Annotated in this window: 15 protein-coding genes; 7 read left to right on the top strand and 8 right to left on the bottom strand. The window is 33.6% G+C overall.

Annotation, left to right across the window (positions count from 1 at the left end; translation table 11 throughout):
• Positions 1-25: 25 nt before the first annotated feature.
• Complete coding sequence (locus AAC084_RS12460) at positions 26-766, bottom strand: TerB family tellurite resistance protein (RefSeq protein ID WP_339840536.1); 741 nt, start codon at positions 764-766, stop codon at positions 26-28.
• A gap of 129 nt (positions 767-895) precedes the next feature.
• Between AAC084_RS12460 and AAC084_RS12455 the strand changes: the two genes are divergently transcribed.
• The 3 genes from AAC084_RS12455 to AAC084_RS12445 all read left to right on the top strand — a co-directional run bounded on the left by AAC084_RS12455 (position 896) and on the right by AAC084_RS12445 (position 2,794).
• Entirely contained in the window at positions 896-1,306 is a 411-nt protein-coding gene (locus AAC084_RS12455) for a BrxA/BrxB family bacilliredoxin (protein WP_339840535.1), read from the top strand.
• Positions 1,307-1,376: 70 nt separating this feature from the next.
• Positions 1,377-2,114, top strand: coding sequence for a lysophospholipid acyltransferase family protein (locus AAC084_RS12450; protein ID WP_339840534.1), 738 nt, complete (start codon positions 1,377-1,379; stop codon positions 2,112-2,114).
• Positions 2,111-2,794 (top strand): HD domain-containing protein, encoded by a 684-nt coding sequence (locus AAC084_RS12445; RefSeq protein WP_339840533.1) that lies wholly within the window; start codon positions 2,111-2,113, stop codon positions 2,792-2,794. Before AAC084_RS12450 ends, AAC084_RS12445 begins: the two co-directional genes overlap by 4 nt.
• Positions 2,795-2,891: 97 nt before the next feature.
• Here the strand turns inward: AAC084_RS12445 and AAC084_RS12440 are convergent, their stop codons facing one another.
• On the bottom strand, positions 2,892-4,328 hold the full coding sequence (locus AAC084_RS12440) for a glycosyltransferase family 2 protein (RefSeq protein ID WP_339840532.1): 1,437 nt from the start codon (positions 4,326-4,328) through the stop codon (positions 2,892-2,894).
• Between the two features lie 280 nt (positions 4,329-4,608).
• Here AAC084_RS12440 and AAC084_RS12435 point away from each other — a divergent pair, with 280 nt between their 5' ends.
• A complete protein-coding gene (locus AAC084_RS12435) occupies positions 4,609-5,031 on the top strand; it encodes a VOC family protein (protein ID WP_339840531.1) in 423 nt (140 codons plus the stop codon).
• Positions 5,032-5,049: 18 nt separating this feature from the next.
• Positions 5,050-5,484: an endo-arabinase gene (locus tag AAC084_RS12430; RefSeq protein ID WP_339840530.1), complete on the top strand. Its 435-nt coding sequence runs from the start codon at positions 5,050-5,052 to the stop codon at positions 5,482-5,484.
• Between the two features lies 1 nt (position 5,485).
• On the opposite strand, the gene AAC084_RS12425 is transcribed toward AAC084_RS12430, so the two are convergent.
• Positions 5,486-6,559 (bottom strand): PA0069 family radical SAM protein, encoded by a 1,074-nt coding sequence (locus AAC084_RS12425; RefSeq protein ID WP_339840529.1) that lies wholly within the window; start codon positions 6,557-6,559, stop codon positions 5,486-5,488.
• A gap of 76 nt (positions 6,560-6,635) precedes the next feature.
• Here AAC084_RS12425 and AAC084_RS12420 point away from each other — a divergent pair, with 76 nt between their 5' ends.
• Positions 6,636-7,292 carry a hypothetical protein gene (locus AAC084_RS12420; protein ID WP_339840528.1) on the top strand — a complete coding sequence of 219 codons (657 nt, stop codon included), beginning with the start codon at positions 6,636-6,638 and terminating at the stop codon, positions 7,290-7,292.
• On the opposite strand, the gene AAC084_RS12415 is transcribed toward AAC084_RS12420, so the two are convergent.
• From AAC084_RS12415 to AAC084_RS12405, 3 genes are read right to left on the bottom strand one after another with little or no spacing between them, the layout of a single operon-like run.
• Positions 7,285-8,838, bottom strand: coding sequence for a hypothetical protein (locus AAC084_RS12415; RefSeq protein WP_339840526.1), 1,554 nt, complete (start codon positions 8,836-8,838; stop codon positions 7,285-7,287). The two genes, AAC084_RS12420 and AAC084_RS12415, sit on opposite strands and share 8 nt — an antisense overlap.
• A 17-nt stretch (positions 8,839-8,855) precedes the next feature.
• Positions 8,856-9,638, bottom strand: a complete 783-nt coding sequence (locus AAC084_RS12410; RefSeq protein ID WP_339840525.1) for an enoyl-CoA hydratase-related protein — start codon at positions 9,636-9,638, stop codon at positions 8,856-8,858.
• A 32-nt stretch (positions 9,639-9,670) separates the two neighbouring features.
• Positions 9,671-11,080: an ATP-binding protein gene (locus AAC084_RS12405; RefSeq protein WP_339840524.1), complete on the bottom strand. Its 1,410-nt coding sequence runs from the start codon at positions 11,078-11,080 to the stop codon at positions 9,671-9,673.
• A 1,464-nt stretch (positions 11,081-12,544) separates the two neighbouring features.
• Here AAC084_RS12405 and AAC084_RS12400 point away from each other — a divergent pair.
• Positions 12,545-15,688: a two-component regulator propeller domain-containing protein gene (locus AAC084_RS12400; RefSeq protein WP_339840523.1), complete on the top strand. Its 3,144-nt coding sequence runs from the start codon at positions 12,545-12,547 to the stop codon at positions 15,686-15,688.
• Positions 15,689-15,836: 148 nt separating this feature from the next.
• Here the strand turns inward: AAC084_RS12400 and AAC084_RS12395 are convergent, their stop codons facing one another.
• Both AAC084_RS12395 and AAC084_RS12390 read right to left on the bottom strand, forming a co-directional pair.
• Entirely contained in the window at positions 15,837-17,450 is a 1,614-nt protein-coding gene (locus tag AAC084_RS12395) for a DNA mismatch repair protein MutS (protein WP_339840522.1), read from the bottom strand.
• A 135-nt stretch (positions 17,451-17,585) separates the two neighbouring features.
• Complete coding sequence (locus tag AAC084_RS12390) at positions 17,586-18,137, bottom strand: CopD family protein (RefSeq protein WP_339840521.1); 552 nt, start codon at positions 18,135-18,137, stop codon at positions 17,586-17,588.
• Positions 18,138-18,184: the final 47 nt, after the last annotated feature.

Genomic DNA, 18,184 nt, shown 5'->3' with positions numbered 1-18,184 from the left:
TATATGAATTGTTAAATATTTCTAATTAATTTATACCACGTTCTTTTTGAATAGTCTCATATGCTGCCTGAACCTGTTTAAATTTCTCTTCCGCCCCTCTTTTTATAGCTTCATCTTTAGTATTCACACGATCTGGATGATATTTCTTAGCCATTTCCCTATAGGCCTTTTTAACTTCCATATCTGTAGCTGATTTTTCAACATCCAATATTTTATAAGAGTTATTGGCTGATTTAACGAACATTGCTTTAATGCTATCAAACTCATTTAACGACACTCTTAAGTAGCCAGCAATTTCTCTGATTTTTTGAATTTCTGGATTACTAATACTACCATCTGCTTGAGCGATACCAAATAAAAAGTGCAGTAATTGTAATCTCACTTCATATCGAGTTCGTTGTGCTAAAAAAGTACCAACGCGTTGCGCTGATATTTCCCCTTTTTTATTGATTTCATTGAAACTTCTAAAAATAGCATTCGCCTTGTCTTTACCATATGTACTTACAAAATACTGGCGCACATAATCCATTTCAGACTGACTTACTTGTCCGTCTGCTTTTATAACTATAGAGCATAGTGAAAGTAAATTCAGTTCAAAATCTGCAGGTGATACATTAGGTCTTGTATAATCTTGAAACACTGAACGTGCATTACCTTTATTATTGCCAAAAAATCCATCTATGATACTCCCTGCGAAAAATCCTAACACTGCTCCAGACAATCCTCTCAAAAAAAAACCTACTAAGGCTCCCAACCATTTTATCATTTCGTATTCTCAATTTCGCCAAAGATAAAATATTACAAATAGAAAGTAAGGTCAATGAAAAGTTAAGGTGTGAAGTACCTCTACGACTAATTGGTTATCTTTGTAAAAGATTAATTTAAATATAAGAATATGTACCCTGCAGAATTAGTAAAACCAATGAGAGATGATCTGGCTTCTGCCGGATTTGAAGAATTATATACAGCAGATGCAGTAGCAAATGCCATCAAAAAAGAAGGAACTACTTTGGTAGTAGTAAATTCTGTTTGTGGTTGTGCAGCAGCAAACGCAAGACCTGCGGCCAAAATGAGCTTGCAAAATGAGAAGAAGCCAGATTATGCAGTTACTGTATTTGCCGGCGTAGATAAAGAGGCTGTAGATGCGGCAAGAAACCTTATGGTTCCTTTTCCTCCATCATCTCCGTCCATGGCATTATTCAAAGATGGTGAGTTAGTTCATATGATAGAGCGTCACCATATTGAAGGTAGACCAGCTGAAATGATAGCTCAAAACTTGGCACAAGCTTACGACGAGTTTTGCTAAAGTTTATTTAGTATAAAATAATAGTCTTAAAAAAACCGCTCTAAACAGAGCGGTTTTTTATTTTTGTACCATGCAGAAGTTGATTTCCTATATTATAACACCTATATTTTTCTTGGCATTTGGCCTCTGCCTACTCATATTTCACCCTCTTCAATGGCTGGGTTTCAATTTATTTGGATATTCTGGACTAAAGCCAGTGGTTAGCAAGCTCAACTTTTGCTTAATGCGGTGTACTAACATTTTAGGAACCACCTACAGGTTTACCAACAATTATGATTTACCTACGAATAGACCTTTGATTATCGTAACCAATCATCAAAGCATGTACGACATATCTCCTTTAATTTGGTATATGCGAAAACACCACCCTAAATTTGTAAGTAAAAAAGAATTGGGAAAAGGTATACCAAGTGTCTCCTTTAATCTTGTGCATGGTGGTTCTGTATTAATTGATAGAAATGATGGTAAATCTGCCTTGATGGAAATTGGTAAACTAGGTAGTTATATAGAAAAACATAAAAGAAGTGCTGTTATTTTTCCTGAAGGAACAAGAAGTAGGGATGGCCATCCAAAACCCTTTAAACCTATGGGTCTAAAAATGCTCCTTAAAAAAGCCCCATCGGCACTAATAGTTCCTATAAGTATAAATAATTCTTGGAAATTGGTGCGATTCGGGCAATTTCCCATGGGTTTAGGTGCCAAAGTCAGTTTCGATGTACAGAAACCCATAGAGAACAAGGGAGATTTAGACCAACTAATCGCTCAAATAGAGTCTGAAGTAACTAAGGGTATAAATAGCTTTAAATGACCAATTCTGAGATTGTAGAAGAAACTATCACCTTTGTTAAAGAAACCTTGCAAAATGCAGAAGGGGGCCATGACTGGTTTCATATACAAAGGGTCTTCAATAACACCATCCTTATTTCTAAAGAAGAGGATGTCAATATCTTAGTGGTTAGTCTTGGTGCACTTCTTCATGACATTGCAGACGCAAAATTTAATGATGGTGATGAAGCACTTGGTCCTAAAATGGCTGAAAATTTTCTACTCTCTTTAGGTGTGCCTAAAACGACTATAAACCATGTCGTAAAAATTATAAAGTTCAGTTCTTTTAAAGCAGGATTGTCTGATGGTATAATTAAAAAGAAACCATTTACCTCTAAAGAATTGCAAGTGGTACAAGATGCAGACCGACTAGATGCTATTGGCGCCATAGGAATTGCACGTGCTTTTAATTATGGCGGATTCAAAAACCGAATGCTTTATGATCCAAACACCCCTCCAAATCTGGAAATGACAAAAGAGGAGTATAAAAAATCTACAGCACCTACGATAAATCATTTCTATGAAAAGTTACTGTTATTAAAAGATAAAATGAATACCGAAACCGGTAAGCGTCTGGCAGAAGAAAGACATCAATATATGATTGACTATTTAGAGCAGTTTTATCAAGAGTGGAACCCCTTAACATTTAAAAAAAGTAAGTAAAACTTTACTTTTCACGCTCAAGTAATTCTATTTAAATTCATAAAAAAGGGTATCAATAATAAAATATTGATACCCTTTTTAAACTTTTTTTCAACACTTATTCCTTCTGAGATAAGTCTCTCGTTAACCAACCTCTTCTACTTGCTGTAGCAATTGCATAAGGCGTAATCCAGAATAAACCGAAGGTATATAGTACACTGTATGAATATGCCCAGAAAGATTCTATAAGCGTATAACGTTTAGCGTAAAACAATACAGGAAAAGTTGATAAGACTAGTATACTTACAAATGTTGAACTTAAAAATAACAACGGATGAGTAAGAACAAATACTAGCATGAATAATACGAATGGGTAACATAGTACAATTCTAGAAAATTGACTAAAGAATAATAATCTTGTTCCTGCTTTTGGTCCTTTTCTAAAGTTTGTGAAAACGTATTTAGACATTTGTATATTCTCCCGAACATTACTTCTACCCCATCTAATAAACATCTTATATAATCCTTGATACTTCTCTGGCACATTTGTATAAGCATATGCATTTCTTTGGAACAAAACATGAAATCCTTGTTTCAAGATCATATTGGTCATCGCTCTATCTTCGCCTATATCTGAAGGTTGACCCATAAAGGTTTGATTAATCCACTGATCAAGACAAGCAAATACCGCTGTAGCTCTATATGCTGCTAATGCCCCAGGTGTGCACAAAACTGAATTCAAAGTACTTTCCGAAGAACGTACAAATTCAAAACTAAGAGCAAAACTTACATCTAACATCTTAGGTAAAAGGGCATCCTTATTATTTAGAACACGAATATTCCCTGCAACGGCACCACAATTCTCATCTACGATAAACGGACTTACCAAATTTCTCAACGTATCTTTATCAACTATTGAATCACTATCAACGGTAACAAAAATTTCACCTGTACCTTCATTAAATCCTCTGTATAGCGCATGACGTTTACCCATGTTCTTTGGTTGCTGACAAATAGAAACTCGATCACCTAATTCTTCCTTAGCCTCTAACATCCATTTCCAGGTGTCGTCTTTACTACCATCATCAATAGCCAATAATTGTACTTTATGTTCTGGATAATCACTTTCAGCTAAACTCTTCAAAGTAGCCCATACTTGCTTACCTTCATTATAAGCCGGTACAATTACGGTAACTGTTGGTAATTCTTCGTTCGACACTGATGGTATTGCTTTGTATTTTAAAAATCTTACAAAAGTGTAAATGAAAAAGCTCAATTTAAACACGAAAAAAGCGGCGGCCACAATCATAAAAATCAAGCCAATTAAAGTACTACGTCTCTCTAGATGTAGCTGGGTAAAATCATTTTGTAAAATATATGCCAAATAGGCTGAACCGAACATTAGCACAAATGTGCTCCCCATTACAAAAATACCCCATGCGTTGGCGTTTTCTATAAGGTGTTTGATTCTAGAGAAAAAAGATTTCTTCTCATTCTTGGTAGTATCCTTTTTTAAATTATTCATTTCGTTTTTGGTAGTGTTCTTGGTTTTCATAAATGGTTCTAATATTTATTACATTCCCTACAGATACGTTCATATATCTTCTTTGGATTTAATTTTAACAAAAGTTTTTAAAACTAATTTATACGTAGCTTCTTCTACCCCGGTAAAGTACAGGAAATAACATTCCAGCTTAGCCTTAGTACACTGGGTTATATTAAGATACAGTAATGGTTTTACCTTTAGATTTACTTATTTTTAGTTGAAACTGCATATAAACATTAACAGTTATGAAACACTTTTAATTTCGTAGTTGTACTTATTTTTATGATAGATGAAAAAACAATCGGATAATTTTGAAATAGAGTTTTTAGACCATGTGGCGATACGGGTAAAATCTATAGAAGTATCTGCAGATTGGTATGAAAGAGTATTAGGCCTTAAGAAGTACCAACTCCCTAAATGGGGAAAATACCCTATTTTCATGATGTCAAATACCTCGGGTGTAGCCCTTTTCCCTGCTGAATTAGCTGATGAAAAATTAGATAAAAACTCTAAAAACATAGGTATTGATCACTTTGCATTTAATGTAACCAATGAGAATTTCGAAATTGCAAAAAATCGATATCTAAGTTTAGGTCTCAATTTCACCATAAAAGATCATTATTACTATCATTCTATGTACACGAAAGATCCTGATGGTCACAATGTTGAGTTGACAACACTCATGGTCAATTCAAAAGACTTTTATAAATAATCTTAAACTACTTTCAGTATGAAATTCACACTTCTCTTTCTAGTATTTAGTATTTCCGTAGGTTATAGTCAAACCGACGAAGAATTAATCATATCGCTTCTCGAAAAAGAATCTGCTACTTGGCGTTCTGGTGATGTAAAAGGCCATGCAAACTGCTGGGCGATAAAACCATATAGTAGAATATTTGTATCTACTTCGGATGGAAATAGCATTGACGTACCACCAGCCATGATGATTAATCCTCCTGAAAACATGATGGGTAATGGCGGCACTTCAAAAAATTCAAATTACAAGATGAATATTAGTGAAAACAATGCTTGGGTAAGCCATGATGAAGAATCTACATCAAAAGAAGGCAGTACCAATTATACATACGAAATTCGTATACTAGAAAAAATTAAAGGTGAATGGAAGTTGGTAGGCCAGTCTATTCACCCTCGTAAAAGCGAATAGTTTAAAACAATCTCATTTGGCCATCTTTAAATGGTTCGTGTAATTGAGTATTAAGTTTAGGGAATTTTTTGTCTTTAAAATACAGATGTTTAGCTAAAGATACCATATCATGAATCTGGGTGGCAATTACACCCTCTCCTTTACTGCGAATACCAAATCGACTATCATTTAGATTACCGCCATGGCATTCTTGAATTTGATGTAAAACTTTATCAGCCTTATCTGGCAAGGTCTTTTTAATCCAATCGGTAAAAATTTCTCCTATTGCCCCATTTAAACGTACCATGGTAAAAGCCATTGATACTGCTCCATTCTCAGACACTGCCTTTGCTAAATTTAAAATTTCATGACTATTGATGCCGGGTATGATGGGAGCTAACATCGCATTTACAGGAATACCAGCTTCAGATAAAACACGTATAGCCTCTAATCGTTTTTTAATCGTGGTGGTTCGTGGTTCTAATATTCTTCTTGTTTTTTCTGATAGGGAAGTAACTGAAATATTCACTCCGATTAACCCGTGTTCATTCAATTTTTTAAGAATATCCAAATCCCTTAAAATTAAAGCGTTTTTGGTAATAATACCCACCGGATGTCTGTATTTTAAAAATACCTGCAAGCATTTTCTTGTTAATTGAAATTCTTGTTCTGCAGGTTGGTAACAATCTGTATTTCCTGATAAAACAATGGTACACGCCTTCCAACTTTTATTCTTTAACTTGGCTTCAAGGAGTTTTGGCGCATCATGCTTTATCAAAATTTTACGCTCAAAATCGAGACCTGCACTATAGCCCCAAAATTCATGGGCATTTCTGGCATAACAATAAATACAACCATGCTCACAACCTTGGTACATGTTCATGGAGTAGCTCATGCCTACATCTGGACTTGTAACCTTATTAACTATCGTTTTAGGAAATATAGGAATGTATTGAGTCTTGTTGCCGTCTGCAGATTCGCCTTCCAATCTACAAAACTCCAAAAAATCATCACGAGTTTCGTAACTATAGGTAGAGAACTTGTTAGTGTTATTCTGTTGGGCACCTCTACCTTTCAGAAAAGAATTAGAATTCATTTTTAGGATTTATTCCAAAATTATGGAAATAATCCTAATATTAGTCTTGTAATAAATTATTATCTAAATTCGATAAATGAAAATTTTACCTGTTTTAGTCCTTTTTTTCCTGAACTATTATTGCTTTAGCCAATTAGCCTCTCCAAGTCTATATGGGGAATACAGTGTATTTATTGATCCGGAATTTAACGGCAATATTTTTCATAAAATAACTTTTGGTTCAGAATTAACTTCTTTTAAATTTATTGCTCCTGAAGTTGATGTCTCTTACTATTATGGTATAAATTCACAAGAAAAACACTTCGCCGAACAAACTGGACCTTCTACATATGATGCCTATTTAAACGAACATTTTGAAGGATTCATTTGGGGGTTTTCACCAAAGCTTTTTTATGAAGAAGAAGGCACTCGTGTTGTTTTAATACCAAAGTATCACTTTGGAAAAATACATGCAAAAGGTAATTTTTTAGATTCTGACAATCTTGCACTAGAAAAAGAAGTTAAAACGAAAATGTATTATTGGTCTTTTGCTTTAGGCATTGAAGAATCTAAGTGGTCAGCTAATGCCACCTATGGTTTTTATCTTATTTATAATGGTCTGAATGCGGGTAAGTCTCTCAATCAACTAAATTTTAATGCACAGCAATTTTCAAAAGATAATTACAATACTAGAACAATAGGTCTTGGTATAAGAATCTCTTATGATTTCAAAACACGAAACCAGATTATTTAACAGTCACCTGAACTAATTGTTTTTTAGTCCCTCTTTTTGCGTAGAAAATTAATTCATTATTCACACGATCTATGCAAGGTTCAGAAACCATGAGCGGTAAACGCGCTTCGGTATCATCTATAACCTTACTATATTTCATGTGCCCTTGTTCATCTAAACGAATAAGAAACACATTTCTATTTCTACTCAAGCCTTGCTTGAACATGATACGATCATCACCTAATTGCTGAGGATTCTCTGAAGATGTACTTATAAAAAAATAGGTAATATCATCTTTTGTGTAAGCACTATATGAAGCATAGGCTCCATCACCTTGGGTAACTTCCGTTTTATTGATATTACGGGCCCATATCAAATCTCCAGTGGTACTTAATTTTGCGCTAATAATATCATTATGATGATATCTAGTGACCATAACACGACCACCGCTTGTATTAGACTGTACACTTGAACTTGTAAAATATTCTTCTGCATTAAAAAGAATGTTTCCATCGATGGTAACATCCATCCCTTTAAAAACTAAATCTTTTATGGCTTTATCATCTTCCCTTCCAAATTTATCTAACATAAATTGTTCTGAAAAAGGATTGAATTTATTGGTTTCCATTTCTAAAGTAATCGGATTCAATTTAAAGTACGAAATACCGTTGTAACGATTATCTTTTCTATCCGCATAAAAACCAATACAAAGCAATTCATTACCTTTAAATATTGGCTTCAAGGCTTCCGGAAACTTGTTTGGAGTATAGAAAGATTGAATGTTACGGCTGTCTTTCGATATACGAACCATTTCATATTGAAATTTACGTTCTGTTGCATTAAAACGTTTCTTTTTAAAGTACGCCTTGCCAACTAAATAAACGTTCTGTAAATCTTTCGAGAATACGATATTTTCAAAGGCATAGTTCTTTTCCTCAACCTCATCAGAGAAATCGTGCTCCATCAATTTTGTCAAGTTCGAATTAAACACATGAATGGTGTGCTGGTCTACCTTTCTTTTTTTGTAATGTGTAGTTATGGCGAACGCCGATTTTTCATCATTAAATAATACCGAGGTAGTAAACCCTGAAGAGAAATTTCTGTTATAAAAATTTCTATCCAAAGGCTGTTCCACAGGATCGGACTCAATAGACAGGATTGTTTCTTTTGTAAATTGAAATTGAGCAAACGGACTTCTGTGTACTTCGTATTGGTAACTCTTATTTCTATAGCTATACTCTAAAAACAAAAGATACACTTGCCCGTTACGCACGTAGGCATCTATAAAATTGGAGTCCTTTAGTTTATAATTATATTCAGAAACAAGCTCTAAATCTTTATTGTAATGTTCAATGAAATATCCTTTAGGCCGTAATATAATTCCCGTAAAATATGCTCTAACGACTACAGTACCTTCATTACCATCATCTGCAATGGCCAGCATATTCGAATATCTGTATTTATCGTTGAATTTTTCACCAATGGTATACGCAACAGGTTCTTCTTGCGCGAAAGCACTTAATGCACCAATAAAAAATAGAATTAAAAATATACCACGTTTCAACATAACCAGTTTGGTTTATGTCATGAACCCGGAAAATCTGCTTTTCTTTTCTCTAAAAAAGCGGTAGTACCTTCGGTAAAATCATCAGTTCCGAAACAGGCACCAAAAGCCTCAATTTCCTGTTCATAACCATTTACAGTATTCTTAAAACCAGCATTTACTGCTTTTATTGCATGAGATATAGCTACAGATGAGTTATTGGTAATCTTTGATATAATTTTATGGCACAATGGTAATAATTCTTCTTGAGTAGTTACATGATTCACTAACCCGTATGAATGCGCTTGTTCAGCAGTAATCATACCTGCGGTCATAATCATTTCCATCGCCCTACCCTTGCCGACTAATTGAGGCAAACGTTGCGTACCCCCATACCCTGGTATTAAACCAAGTGACACTTCTGGAAGTCCCATTTTGGCATTATCACTTGCCACTCTAAAATGACATGCCATTGCCAACTCTAAGCCACCGCCAAGAGCAAAACCATTTATTGCAGCAATTACAGGGGTAGATAAACTTTCAATAAAATCGAACAATTTCTTTTGCCCTTTTTCTGCCAATTTTTTTCCTTCCTTCACAGAGTAATCCGAAAATTCTGAAATATCTGCTCCAGCAACAAATGCTTTTTCACCACTACCGGTTAAGATTATGGCTTTTACCTTTTTATCCTTTTGTAATTCCTTAAAAGCATCTTGAAGTTCACCGATGGTTTCTTTGTTCAATGCATTTAACTTATTAGGACGGTTAATAGTTACTATCGCCGTTGATGTTTCTCTTTGAATAAGTATTGTTTTGAAAGACATATTCTTTGTTTTTAATCAATTAATTTTCTAATTCAATTTTCCTTTGGAAACTTTACACAGAACACCGTTCCCTTGCCCAATTGTGAGGTAAATTTAATAGTCCCTTTATAGGTTTCCACAATATTTTTAACCATACCTAAACCTAATCCCATACCACTAGATTTAGTGGTGAATTTAGGTTCAAATATCTTTTCTTCATTTTCTTTTTCGATACCAAAGCCATTATCCGCTACTGAAATTTTGACCATATCACCTTCAGAAGCTACTGAAACTAGAACTCTTGGCGATTTTACATCTGGCACAGCCTGTATTGCATTTTTAACCAAATTGGTAACAACCCGTATTAATTGTGTGCGATCTAATTTCGCAATAATTTCCTCTTCGTCCGCTATGAAGTGAATATAATCCTCATTGAAAATATCAATGGCCAACTTAACGATTTTTACCACATTTAGGGTCTCGTTCTGTTGGGCTGGCATTTCCGCAAAATTAGAAAACGCTGATGCGATACTACTCATCGTATCTATTTGTTGTATTAAGGTGTTAGAGTACTCTTTTACCTTCTCGTGAATATTAGGGTCGTTTGGATCAAACTTACGCTCAAAGCTCTGCACACTCAAACGCATAGGTGTTAATGGATTTTTAATCTCATGGGCAACTTGTTTTGCCATTTCGCGCCAAGCCTGTTCTCGTTCGCTTTTAGCCAATTTTACAGCACTATGGCCTAGCTCATCGATCATGCCGTTATAAGCGGAAATTAGCTTTTCTATTTCCTCTCCCGGACTTTCAATAAATATCTTTTCGTTCTGTTTGCTAAGCTCCGTTCGTTCCATCATATTAGAAATAGTTTCTAAAGAACGAGTGATATATTTAGAAATGAAAAATGCGAATAAAATAGCCATCAGAAGCATAAGTAAATACACCCCAGACAATCGCAATAAAAACTCTTTCAACTCATAATCATTAAAAGAATTATCTTCAAAATAAGGCAAGTTGAGAATGCCTATTGGTTTAAATTTTTGGTCAGCTATATAGGTGAACGATGCTTGGTATTTATCACCTGCTAAAGCATTTTCGCGTACATATCTTTTATCGGGGCTTATCTCTAATTTGTTTAATACCTCAGCATCTAAACACATAGAAATAGAATCGTTGGCGAACTTGGGTCTTGAACTTTTTATAAGTTGCCCGTCTAAACTATAAATATTAAAATTCATATTTTGAACAACGGCAATCTCATAAATCTCGTTTTTAAAAATAAGATCTAAATTTTCGGTCGTAACCGGATATGTAGTTTTTTGAATGGCGAGGTCGATACTTTGGCGTATTTGCTCCTCTTTGCGTTCCATTCTATCTTCATGGTAGTCTTTCGCTTGCTCACCGTACTGATATACCGTAACCCCTGCAATCAATACCGATGCAATCAGCACCAAAAATATCATGGATAAAAAAATACGGGACCGTAAAGATACTCTCGTTAACAAGATTCTATTATTTCCTCTAAAGTTAGCAAATATCGAACCAAAAAAAGTTCAAATATCAAGTTCAAACAAAAATTCAGAATTGGAGGTATCAATTTTAAAAAGAATAGAAAATTATGGTCGCTTAAAACATGTATTCTATGGAAGTTTGTAAAAAATAAGATTTTACCCGCTTTAATAAACTTCTTTTGTTTATACTCAGTTTACGACTATCATAAGCATCGACATAATTTCAGAAAGTGCTATTTACCTAGTTAACATTTTCACTTTAATCTTAGGAAATCATTACGTCATTATACTTCTCACCTTCCATGTACTATTGCGCTTTATCGGTGCTAATTATCCAAAATAACCGAAATTCAAGTAAGGTGTTTACTTGATATTCTATCTTGAAAATTTGGTTTGTCATTTGCTCTATAATTAAAGTCTTAAATAATCTGATATCTGTGTTTATATTTAAGCTGTTATATATAATTGAGATTTCTGAACCCCGCCATTTATTTGGGTACAACCAGTTTCAACAATTAAAATTGGTTGCGTTAGAACATTAGCTCTCTACCTGGAAGTAATAATCAAACATTATCTACCAGTCAGGTTAGTATGCGAAGGTTAGGTATATGCAGAGATTTTGCTCATTTGGGTATTAACTTATGTCGATATTAAAACATTCCAGTTCGTATTGTTGTTGGTTATCTTTATCGTTTAGAGCCACAATGGACATGCATGCTTAGTTCGAAGCTTATTTTGGGGTTCGATGGTACACATTTGATGCAACTCAAATATATTCAACAAGAGGATAAGTTGTTCTTGGTTTCGACCGTGATACTAAGGATGCTACCATTTTCAATCAATATGGTCCGCTAGTATACCCGACAGAACAACTTGTTAGAGCTGAACAGATTTTTTTTGATACGTAATAGTGATGAGAATAAAAACGCGATGTTCCTGAACTGAAGGTGAGTTTTAGTACTAAAAGTTCCAATAAATGGAAATTGGTTAAATTAAATCATATACTTCTTAAGAATGATTTTTAAACACAGTTCTTACCAAACTAAATTTTAATTTAAAAAAACAACTCTTCATACATATACTCAATAAGTAACATTGGTATATTTTTAAAATGTTTTTTTGGGTTTATGATGTAAATCTTTTTTAATAAATTATACCTGCAGGCTGAAAAAATTAATTTAACGATTTGTTTTTATGGACAATACTTTTCGAAAAAAATGTGAAATTTCAAATTAAATTATATTTATAAGTAATTTCTTACTTTCAATTACGTTTAAACTAAGTATATCCAAAAAGTCTGGCATGATGTCAAATTATTTTTTTAAGATTTTAACCTTTTTCATTCTTTTTCTTTCCCTTAGCACTTTACAATCACAACATAAAAAGCCTCTTACTTTTCATCAGATTAAAAATGGAATGTCACAGAGTACGAGTACTATTCTTTTTGAGGACAGTTTTGGTTTTATATGGATTGGAACCCGAAATGGTCTGAATAGATACGATGGAAAAGACTTTGAAATATTTAATAAAAGTTTAGATGGCAAAACAGGCCTTACTCATGACTATATAGTCTCGTTCTATGAGGATAATGAAAACTTATTAATTGGTACGAACCATGGCTTAAGTGTATATGACCGTAGTTTAAATCTTGTAATACCTTATACGTTCAAGAATGAGGCTAAGAAGATTGAATCCATAAGGTTTGAATCGATATGTAAAATAGATGGAATGCTATGGCTGGGTACGGAATCGCAAGGCCTGTATAGATACCAAGCAGAAACTGGAGATTTAAAACACTTCTTACCTCCTAGTGACCATATAAAAATTGAAAACCGGAGAATCAACAAAATTATTAAAATACTGCCTTTAGATGATGAACGTATTCTAGTTATTTCCACTTATAACATTTTTGTTATGACTAAGGATATGGAAATCCTGAGTGAGTTTAAGGAAACTGAGGAAATTAATACTGCAATACTATTAAATCAAAATAACTTTTTATTGGGCACCATTAACGGAGCATTAATTGAATTGAACGTAAGTGCTGCTTCAGACCTACTTTCCAAAAAAACAGTTGTAAGCCCTAACTATAGCATACGTTCTTTAGCAAAGAACAACAATAATGAATTGTGGATAGGCACGGAAAATAACGGGTTATATATCTATACCGAAACTTTAGACCGTATACGACACATAGAATATAGTGTAACTCGGCCAAATTCCATTTCGGGAAACTCTATTTGGGCACTTTTAAGTACCCGGAATGGAGTTATGTGGGTAGCTCCCTATAAAAGCGGACTTAATTTTTATGATCCGGAATTCTATAAATTCAAACACATTAATTCGGACCCATTTAATGCTCAATCCTTGAGCAATAAATTAGTAAATAGTTTTAGTGAAGATACTGAAGGGAATCTATGGATCGGAACCGATGGCGGCGGTTTAAATTATTGGAACAGGGCTTTAGATACGTTTGAACATTATACATTAAATGATAAAACTTTTAATAGTAACGTGGTACTTACATTACTGCGAACAAAAAAAGATGAGCTTTGGGCTGGTACATGGACGAATGGCATTACCATTTTCAATACAAAAAGTAAGAAATTTAAAGAATTGAACACTGAAAATTCGTTTTTAAAATCGAATATTATAATTGACCTCTTAAAGGATAAAAAAGGCAATATTTGGGTTGTTAATTATTTTGCAGGGGTACAAGTATTTAATCCACAAACAAATAGTCATGAAAATATTAGTCTTACATCCGAATTGGATGGTACAGAGGTTAATTTGTTACATAGAATATTTGAAGATAATAAAGGGCGTATTTGGATTGGTAGTCTAAATTCAGGATTATTTAAGTTGACGAAAAGTGATGGTATTTGGAAAAGTGTTCATTACCATAGTAAAAACTCATTAAGCAATGATTTTATCAATACGATTGCCCAGGATAGCGAGAATACTATTTGGGTAGGCACTCAAGGAGGTCTTAACAAATATATACCTGAAAGTGATTCCTTTCAAGCTATCACAAAATTAGATGGCCTTAAAAATGATGCCATTAAAGGAATTATAGATGATACGAACAAGCACTTATGGTTAAGTACAGAAGATGGTATTAGCAGGTATAATACTAGTACTGGAAAAACAATTGATTATGATGTAGGTGATGGTCTACAGTCTAAGGAATATATTGCAAATTCATTTTTGACCACCCGTAAAGGCGAGTATATATTTGGTGGTATAAACGGTTTTAACCTATTTACTGCCAGTGCAGTAGAAAAACAAAAAGATAAACTTACTTTGTTTATTTCAGGTCTTAAAATATTCAATAAACCGGTTTTACCCAATGACGATTTTGGGGTATTAGAAAAAGATATTAGTCAAGTAGATTCACTGACCTTTAACTATGATCAATCTGTAATCAACATTGATTTTAAGGCCCTTACCTTTCGACATCCAGAAAGTGTGAATTATGCTTTTTTTCTAGATGGTTTTGAAAAGGACTGGAATTATGTAGGGAACAATCCTAGTGGAACATATACGAATCTACATCCTGGAGAATATACGCTAAGGATTAAATCTACCAACTCTGACGGTGTTTGGGTCGATAACGAATTGGACCTTCATATTACCATTTCTCCTCCATATTGGCAAACTTGGTGGTTCCGTTCATTAATGTTAGCACTAATTTTCCTTGTCCTCTATATTGCCCATTATATTAAGGTAAGAACTATTAAAAAAAACCAACGAAGACTAGAGCTAAAAGTAGCGGAACGAACAAAAGAATTACAGTATCAAAAAAACAAACTTCTAGACGCTGCAAACAATTTAGAATCAAAAAATGAGGAAATTCAGCGATTTACATTTGCAGTTTCCCATGATTTAAAAGGCCCCTTAAACAATATTAGAGGAATTTCAAGTCTTATACCAATGGAAATGAAGTTGAAAGATTTTCCGAATATAGAGGAGTATTTGAGTTTGATAGATGTTTCATGTAATAATATGGACGAATTAATTGCGGACATCATCGAAATTGCACGATTAGGTAAAATCGAGAATAAAAATGAGTTATTGAAAACCAATGAAATATTGAATTTATCGAGAGACCTTATCAAGGGGAAACTTAGTATGGACAATATTGAACTTAATATAGCCGAACACCTACCCTATATATTTGGAGACCGTAAAAGAATAATCCAAATTTTTGGCAACTTCTTAGATAATGCTATCAAATATATGGGAGACCAACCAAACCCTATAATATCTGTGGAGTGCGAGGTTAATGGCGATACAAATAGTTTTTTAATCCGCGATAATGGATTAGGAATGGATGAGCGAGCCTTAAAAAAACTATTTACACCCTTTGAACGTTTTCACGCCAATGTAAAGGGAACCGGCTTGGGGCTTTATATGGTAAAACAAATCGCTGTTTCACATGGTGGGACCATAACTGCAGAATCAGAAGGCGAGGGAAAAGGAACAACTTTTAAACTTATTCTACCAAGGGCTGAAATTGCAGCACAAAAAGCTAAAATGACAATGAATTTTCAATTGTAACTATTTAAGCAAAAAATACTAACTTCATTTGGTAGTCAACATCGAATTCACCAATTCAATCACTATAGATTCAATTAAGTTCTAAAAACTAATAGGTTGAAGAAGAATTAATTCCTTATTTGAACCTATAACTCTTCTTTATTTCAATTCAATTCAATTCTTTGTTATCCTTTTTCATATCAAGTTTTATTGAAATCTCCAAAGCTTCACTAATCACTTCTTCAGGGTATTGGTTGATTTGTAATATTTTAATAGCGTTCCTGTTCTTTAGCTTCCCTGTCTTAAGTTTAAAATCGAAATCGACACTTTTCGAATCTATCAATTCACTAAAATGATATAATTCGTATGAATCTATTAACATATCCGTTAGTTCAGTATCATGCGTAGATACAAAGACTACATTATTATTTTGTGCTAAATAAGATAGTGTCGCTTTACCTCCGGCAATTCTCTCTATCGTATTTGTACCTTTAAAAATCTCATCGAGTAGAAAAAGGCTTGGTTTGCCATCCCTGCTTTTTTCAAGCATCTCTTTAATAGTTAGTACTTCTTCGAAATAATAACTTTTATCGTTCATTAAATCGTCACTTATCCGAATTGCAGAGTATATTCTAATAATTGGTAAATTAATTGCTTTTGCGAAGCAGGTATTAATTGTTAATCCCGTTATCAGATTTAAACCAATAGATCGAATAAAAGTTGTTTTTCCAGACATATTAGAACCTGTCAGAAGTACTGATTTATTTAAAACCGAAATATTATTGGTTACACAATTTTGAATTAAAGGATGGTATAGTTCCTCCGCAATAATCGTATTATCTTCTTCACTGATCTTGGGCATGCAAAACAATTCACTCCCTTTTCTTAAAGAAGCAATAGAAATTAACGAATCGACTTCTCCAATAAATGTGAATACGGCTTCAATTTCATTACGTTTTGTGTTAAGTCGTTTTAAGACTGCAAATAGCAGAATTGGTTCTAAAAGAAAGAGTGTTTTAATTAATTCAAAAGTACTCCAGAATATAACTGCTAAATCCCCTTGCAGTTTTCCTTCAAGTTGAAAGAACAACATCCTATTTCTTAGCTGATTTATTATCTTGATTGATCTATTTAAGTTGGGGTTAATTTTTTTGAATAACCCCTCTTTATGTAGGGAAGAAGCAATACGATTCAAACGCAACAACTGCGGAATTGATTGCAAGTATTTGAATAAATTTTTCTTATTCCAAAAATGAATTCCAAGATTAATTACAAAAACCCCTATTAGGGCGAAAATGATTTGAGGATTAAACGGTAATAATGCCAAAAGCAATATGCTAGTAAATGATAATAATCTGAAAATGAAAAAATATTTAGGCGGGCTTATATGTTCCTCTTGAAAAAGAGAGGACACATAGTAGGCTTTGAAGTCATTTAACTGTGTCAACTCTTTTTGGATTTTAACTCTAAAATCTTCATCCTGTGCAAGTCGCGAAATAATTTCTTCATTTCGTTCAATATTTATTCTATTTGAAGAAATAGTTCTAAGCCTATTATACAGAAATTGTTGGCCAATTCTTGAGTTTGTTCTATCAAGAAAACAGAACATTTCGTCAAAATCTAAATCATCACAGGTCTTATCTGATAAAATTTGAAATACTTCAAAATTATCCTTATCCCGGAAGTATTTCTCAATCATTTCAAAATCAAAAGGACCATCTTTAATTTCTCCAAATGCTATTTTTAATTTTTCCCTTTCTTTTTTACCTAGGTTGAACATCATTTTTATAAAAACTGAATAGGTTGCTAACTATAAGTATTATAACAAGTAGTTATGTTACAAAATTGGGTTTTATAGCTATTAAGTTATTGAGAATCACCTTCTTTATAGGGCTCCTAGGTTTGAAACCTGATTCCATTAAGCCTCCGGATTCCTATTCCGGATTCTTTTGTAAAGTTTAATGCCTAGCATTAATAGAATACCTACGACTATTATACCAACTACCCCAAAAATCCAATTAAAAGTTCCCTTTAAAATAACAAGAAATACTACTGAAAAGAGAATAAGCGTAGCACCTTCGTTCCAAATACGCATATAATTAGAGGTGTAGTTAATCTCATCCCGTTGAAATTTCTTGAAAATTTGATGGTTTTTTAAATGATAGAGAATTAATAATAATACGAAACCTAGTTTAACGTGCATCCAAGGCTGTGTAAGCCATGCTGGATACATAAATAGCAACCAGGCTGCAAAGAAAGTTGCAAGTACAGCAGAGGGCCATGTGATGATAAACCAAAGTCGTTTGGCCATCACTTTTAATTGTTTGGAAAGTATTTCTCGCTCCGGAGATGGTTTTTGATTGGCTTCAATATGATAAATAAATAACCTCGGGATATAAAAAAGCCCTGCAAACCACGTAATTACGAAGATGAGATGCAGGGACTTTATATAATTGTAATATTCGCTCATAATATGCTAAGTTCAAGCTCAAAGTTAGCAAAAGCGTAAAGATTCTA

Origin of the sequence: uncultured Maribacter sp., from assembly GCF_963977385.1 — a bacterium.
In the GTDB taxonomy this organism is placed as follows: domain Bacteria; phylum Bacteroidota; class Bacteroidia; order Flavobacteriales; family Flavobacteriaceae; genus Maribacter.
This window is presented reverse-complemented; position numbering and strand designations above follow the sequence as displayed.

What these genes read in the sequence shown, in the direction of transcription:
- AAC084_RS12460 (WP_339840536.1), bottom strand. Translation starts at nt 766, where the DNA reads ATGATAAAATGGTTGGGAGCCTTAGTAGGTTTTTTTTTGAGAGGATTG.
- AAC084_RS12455 (WP_339840535.1), top strand. Translation starts at nt 896, where the DNA reads ATGTACCCTGCAGAATTAGTAAAACCAATGAGAGATGATCTGGCTTCT.
- AAC084_RS12450 (WP_339840534.1), top strand. Translation starts at nt 1,377, where the DNA reads ATGCAGAAGTTGATTTCCTATATTATAACACCTATATTTTTCTTGGCA.
- AAC084_RS12445 (WP_339840533.1), top strand. Translation starts at nt 2,111, where the DNA reads ATGACCAATTCTGAGATTGTAGAAGAAACTATCACCTTTGTTAAAGAA.
- AAC084_RS12440 (WP_339840532.1), bottom strand. Translation starts at nt 4,328, where the DNA reads ATGAAAACCAAGAACACTACCAAAAACGAAATGAATAATTTAAAAAAG.
- AAC084_RS12435 (WP_339840531.1), top strand. Translation starts at nt 4,609, where the DNA reads ATGAAAAAACAATCGGATAATTTTGAAATAGAGTTTTTAGACCATGTG.
- AAC084_RS12430 (WP_339840530.1), top strand. Translation starts at nt 5,050, where the DNA reads ATGAAATTCACACTTCTCTTTCTAGTATTTAGTATTTCCGTAGGTTAT.
- AAC084_RS12425 (WP_339840529.1), bottom strand. Translation starts at nt 6,559, where the DNA reads ATGAATTCTAATTCTTTTCTGAAAGGTAGAGGTGCCCAACAGAATAAC.
- AAC084_RS12420 (WP_339840528.1), top strand. Translation starts at nt 6,636, where the DNA reads ATGAAAATTTTACCTGTTTTAGTCCTTTTTTTCCTGAACTATTATTGC.
- AAC084_RS12415 (WP_339840526.1), bottom strand. Translation starts at nt 8,838, where the DNA reads ATGTTGAAACGTGGTATATTTTTAATTCTATTTTTTATTGGTGCATTA.
- AAC084_RS12410 (WP_339840525.1), bottom strand. Translation starts at nt 9,638, where the DNA reads ATGTCTTTCAAAACAATACTTATTCAAAGAGAAACATCAACGGCGATA.
- AAC084_RS12405 (WP_339840524.1), bottom strand. Translation starts at nt 11,080, where the DNA reads ATGATATTTTTGGTGCTGATTGCATCGGTATTGATTGCAGGGGTTACG.
- AAC084_RS12400 (WP_339840523.1), top strand. Translation starts at nt 12,545, where the DNA reads ATGTCACAGAGTACGAGTACTATTCTTTTTGAGGACAGTTTTGGTTTT.
- AAC084_RS12395 (WP_339840522.1), bottom strand. Translation starts at nt 17,450, where the DNA reads ATGATGTTCAACCTAGGTAAAAAAGAAAGGGAAAAATTAAAAATAGCA.
- AAC084_RS12390 (WP_339840521.1), bottom strand. Translation starts at nt 18,137, where the DNA reads ATGAGCGAATATTACAATTATATAAAGTCCCTGCATCTCATCTTCGTA.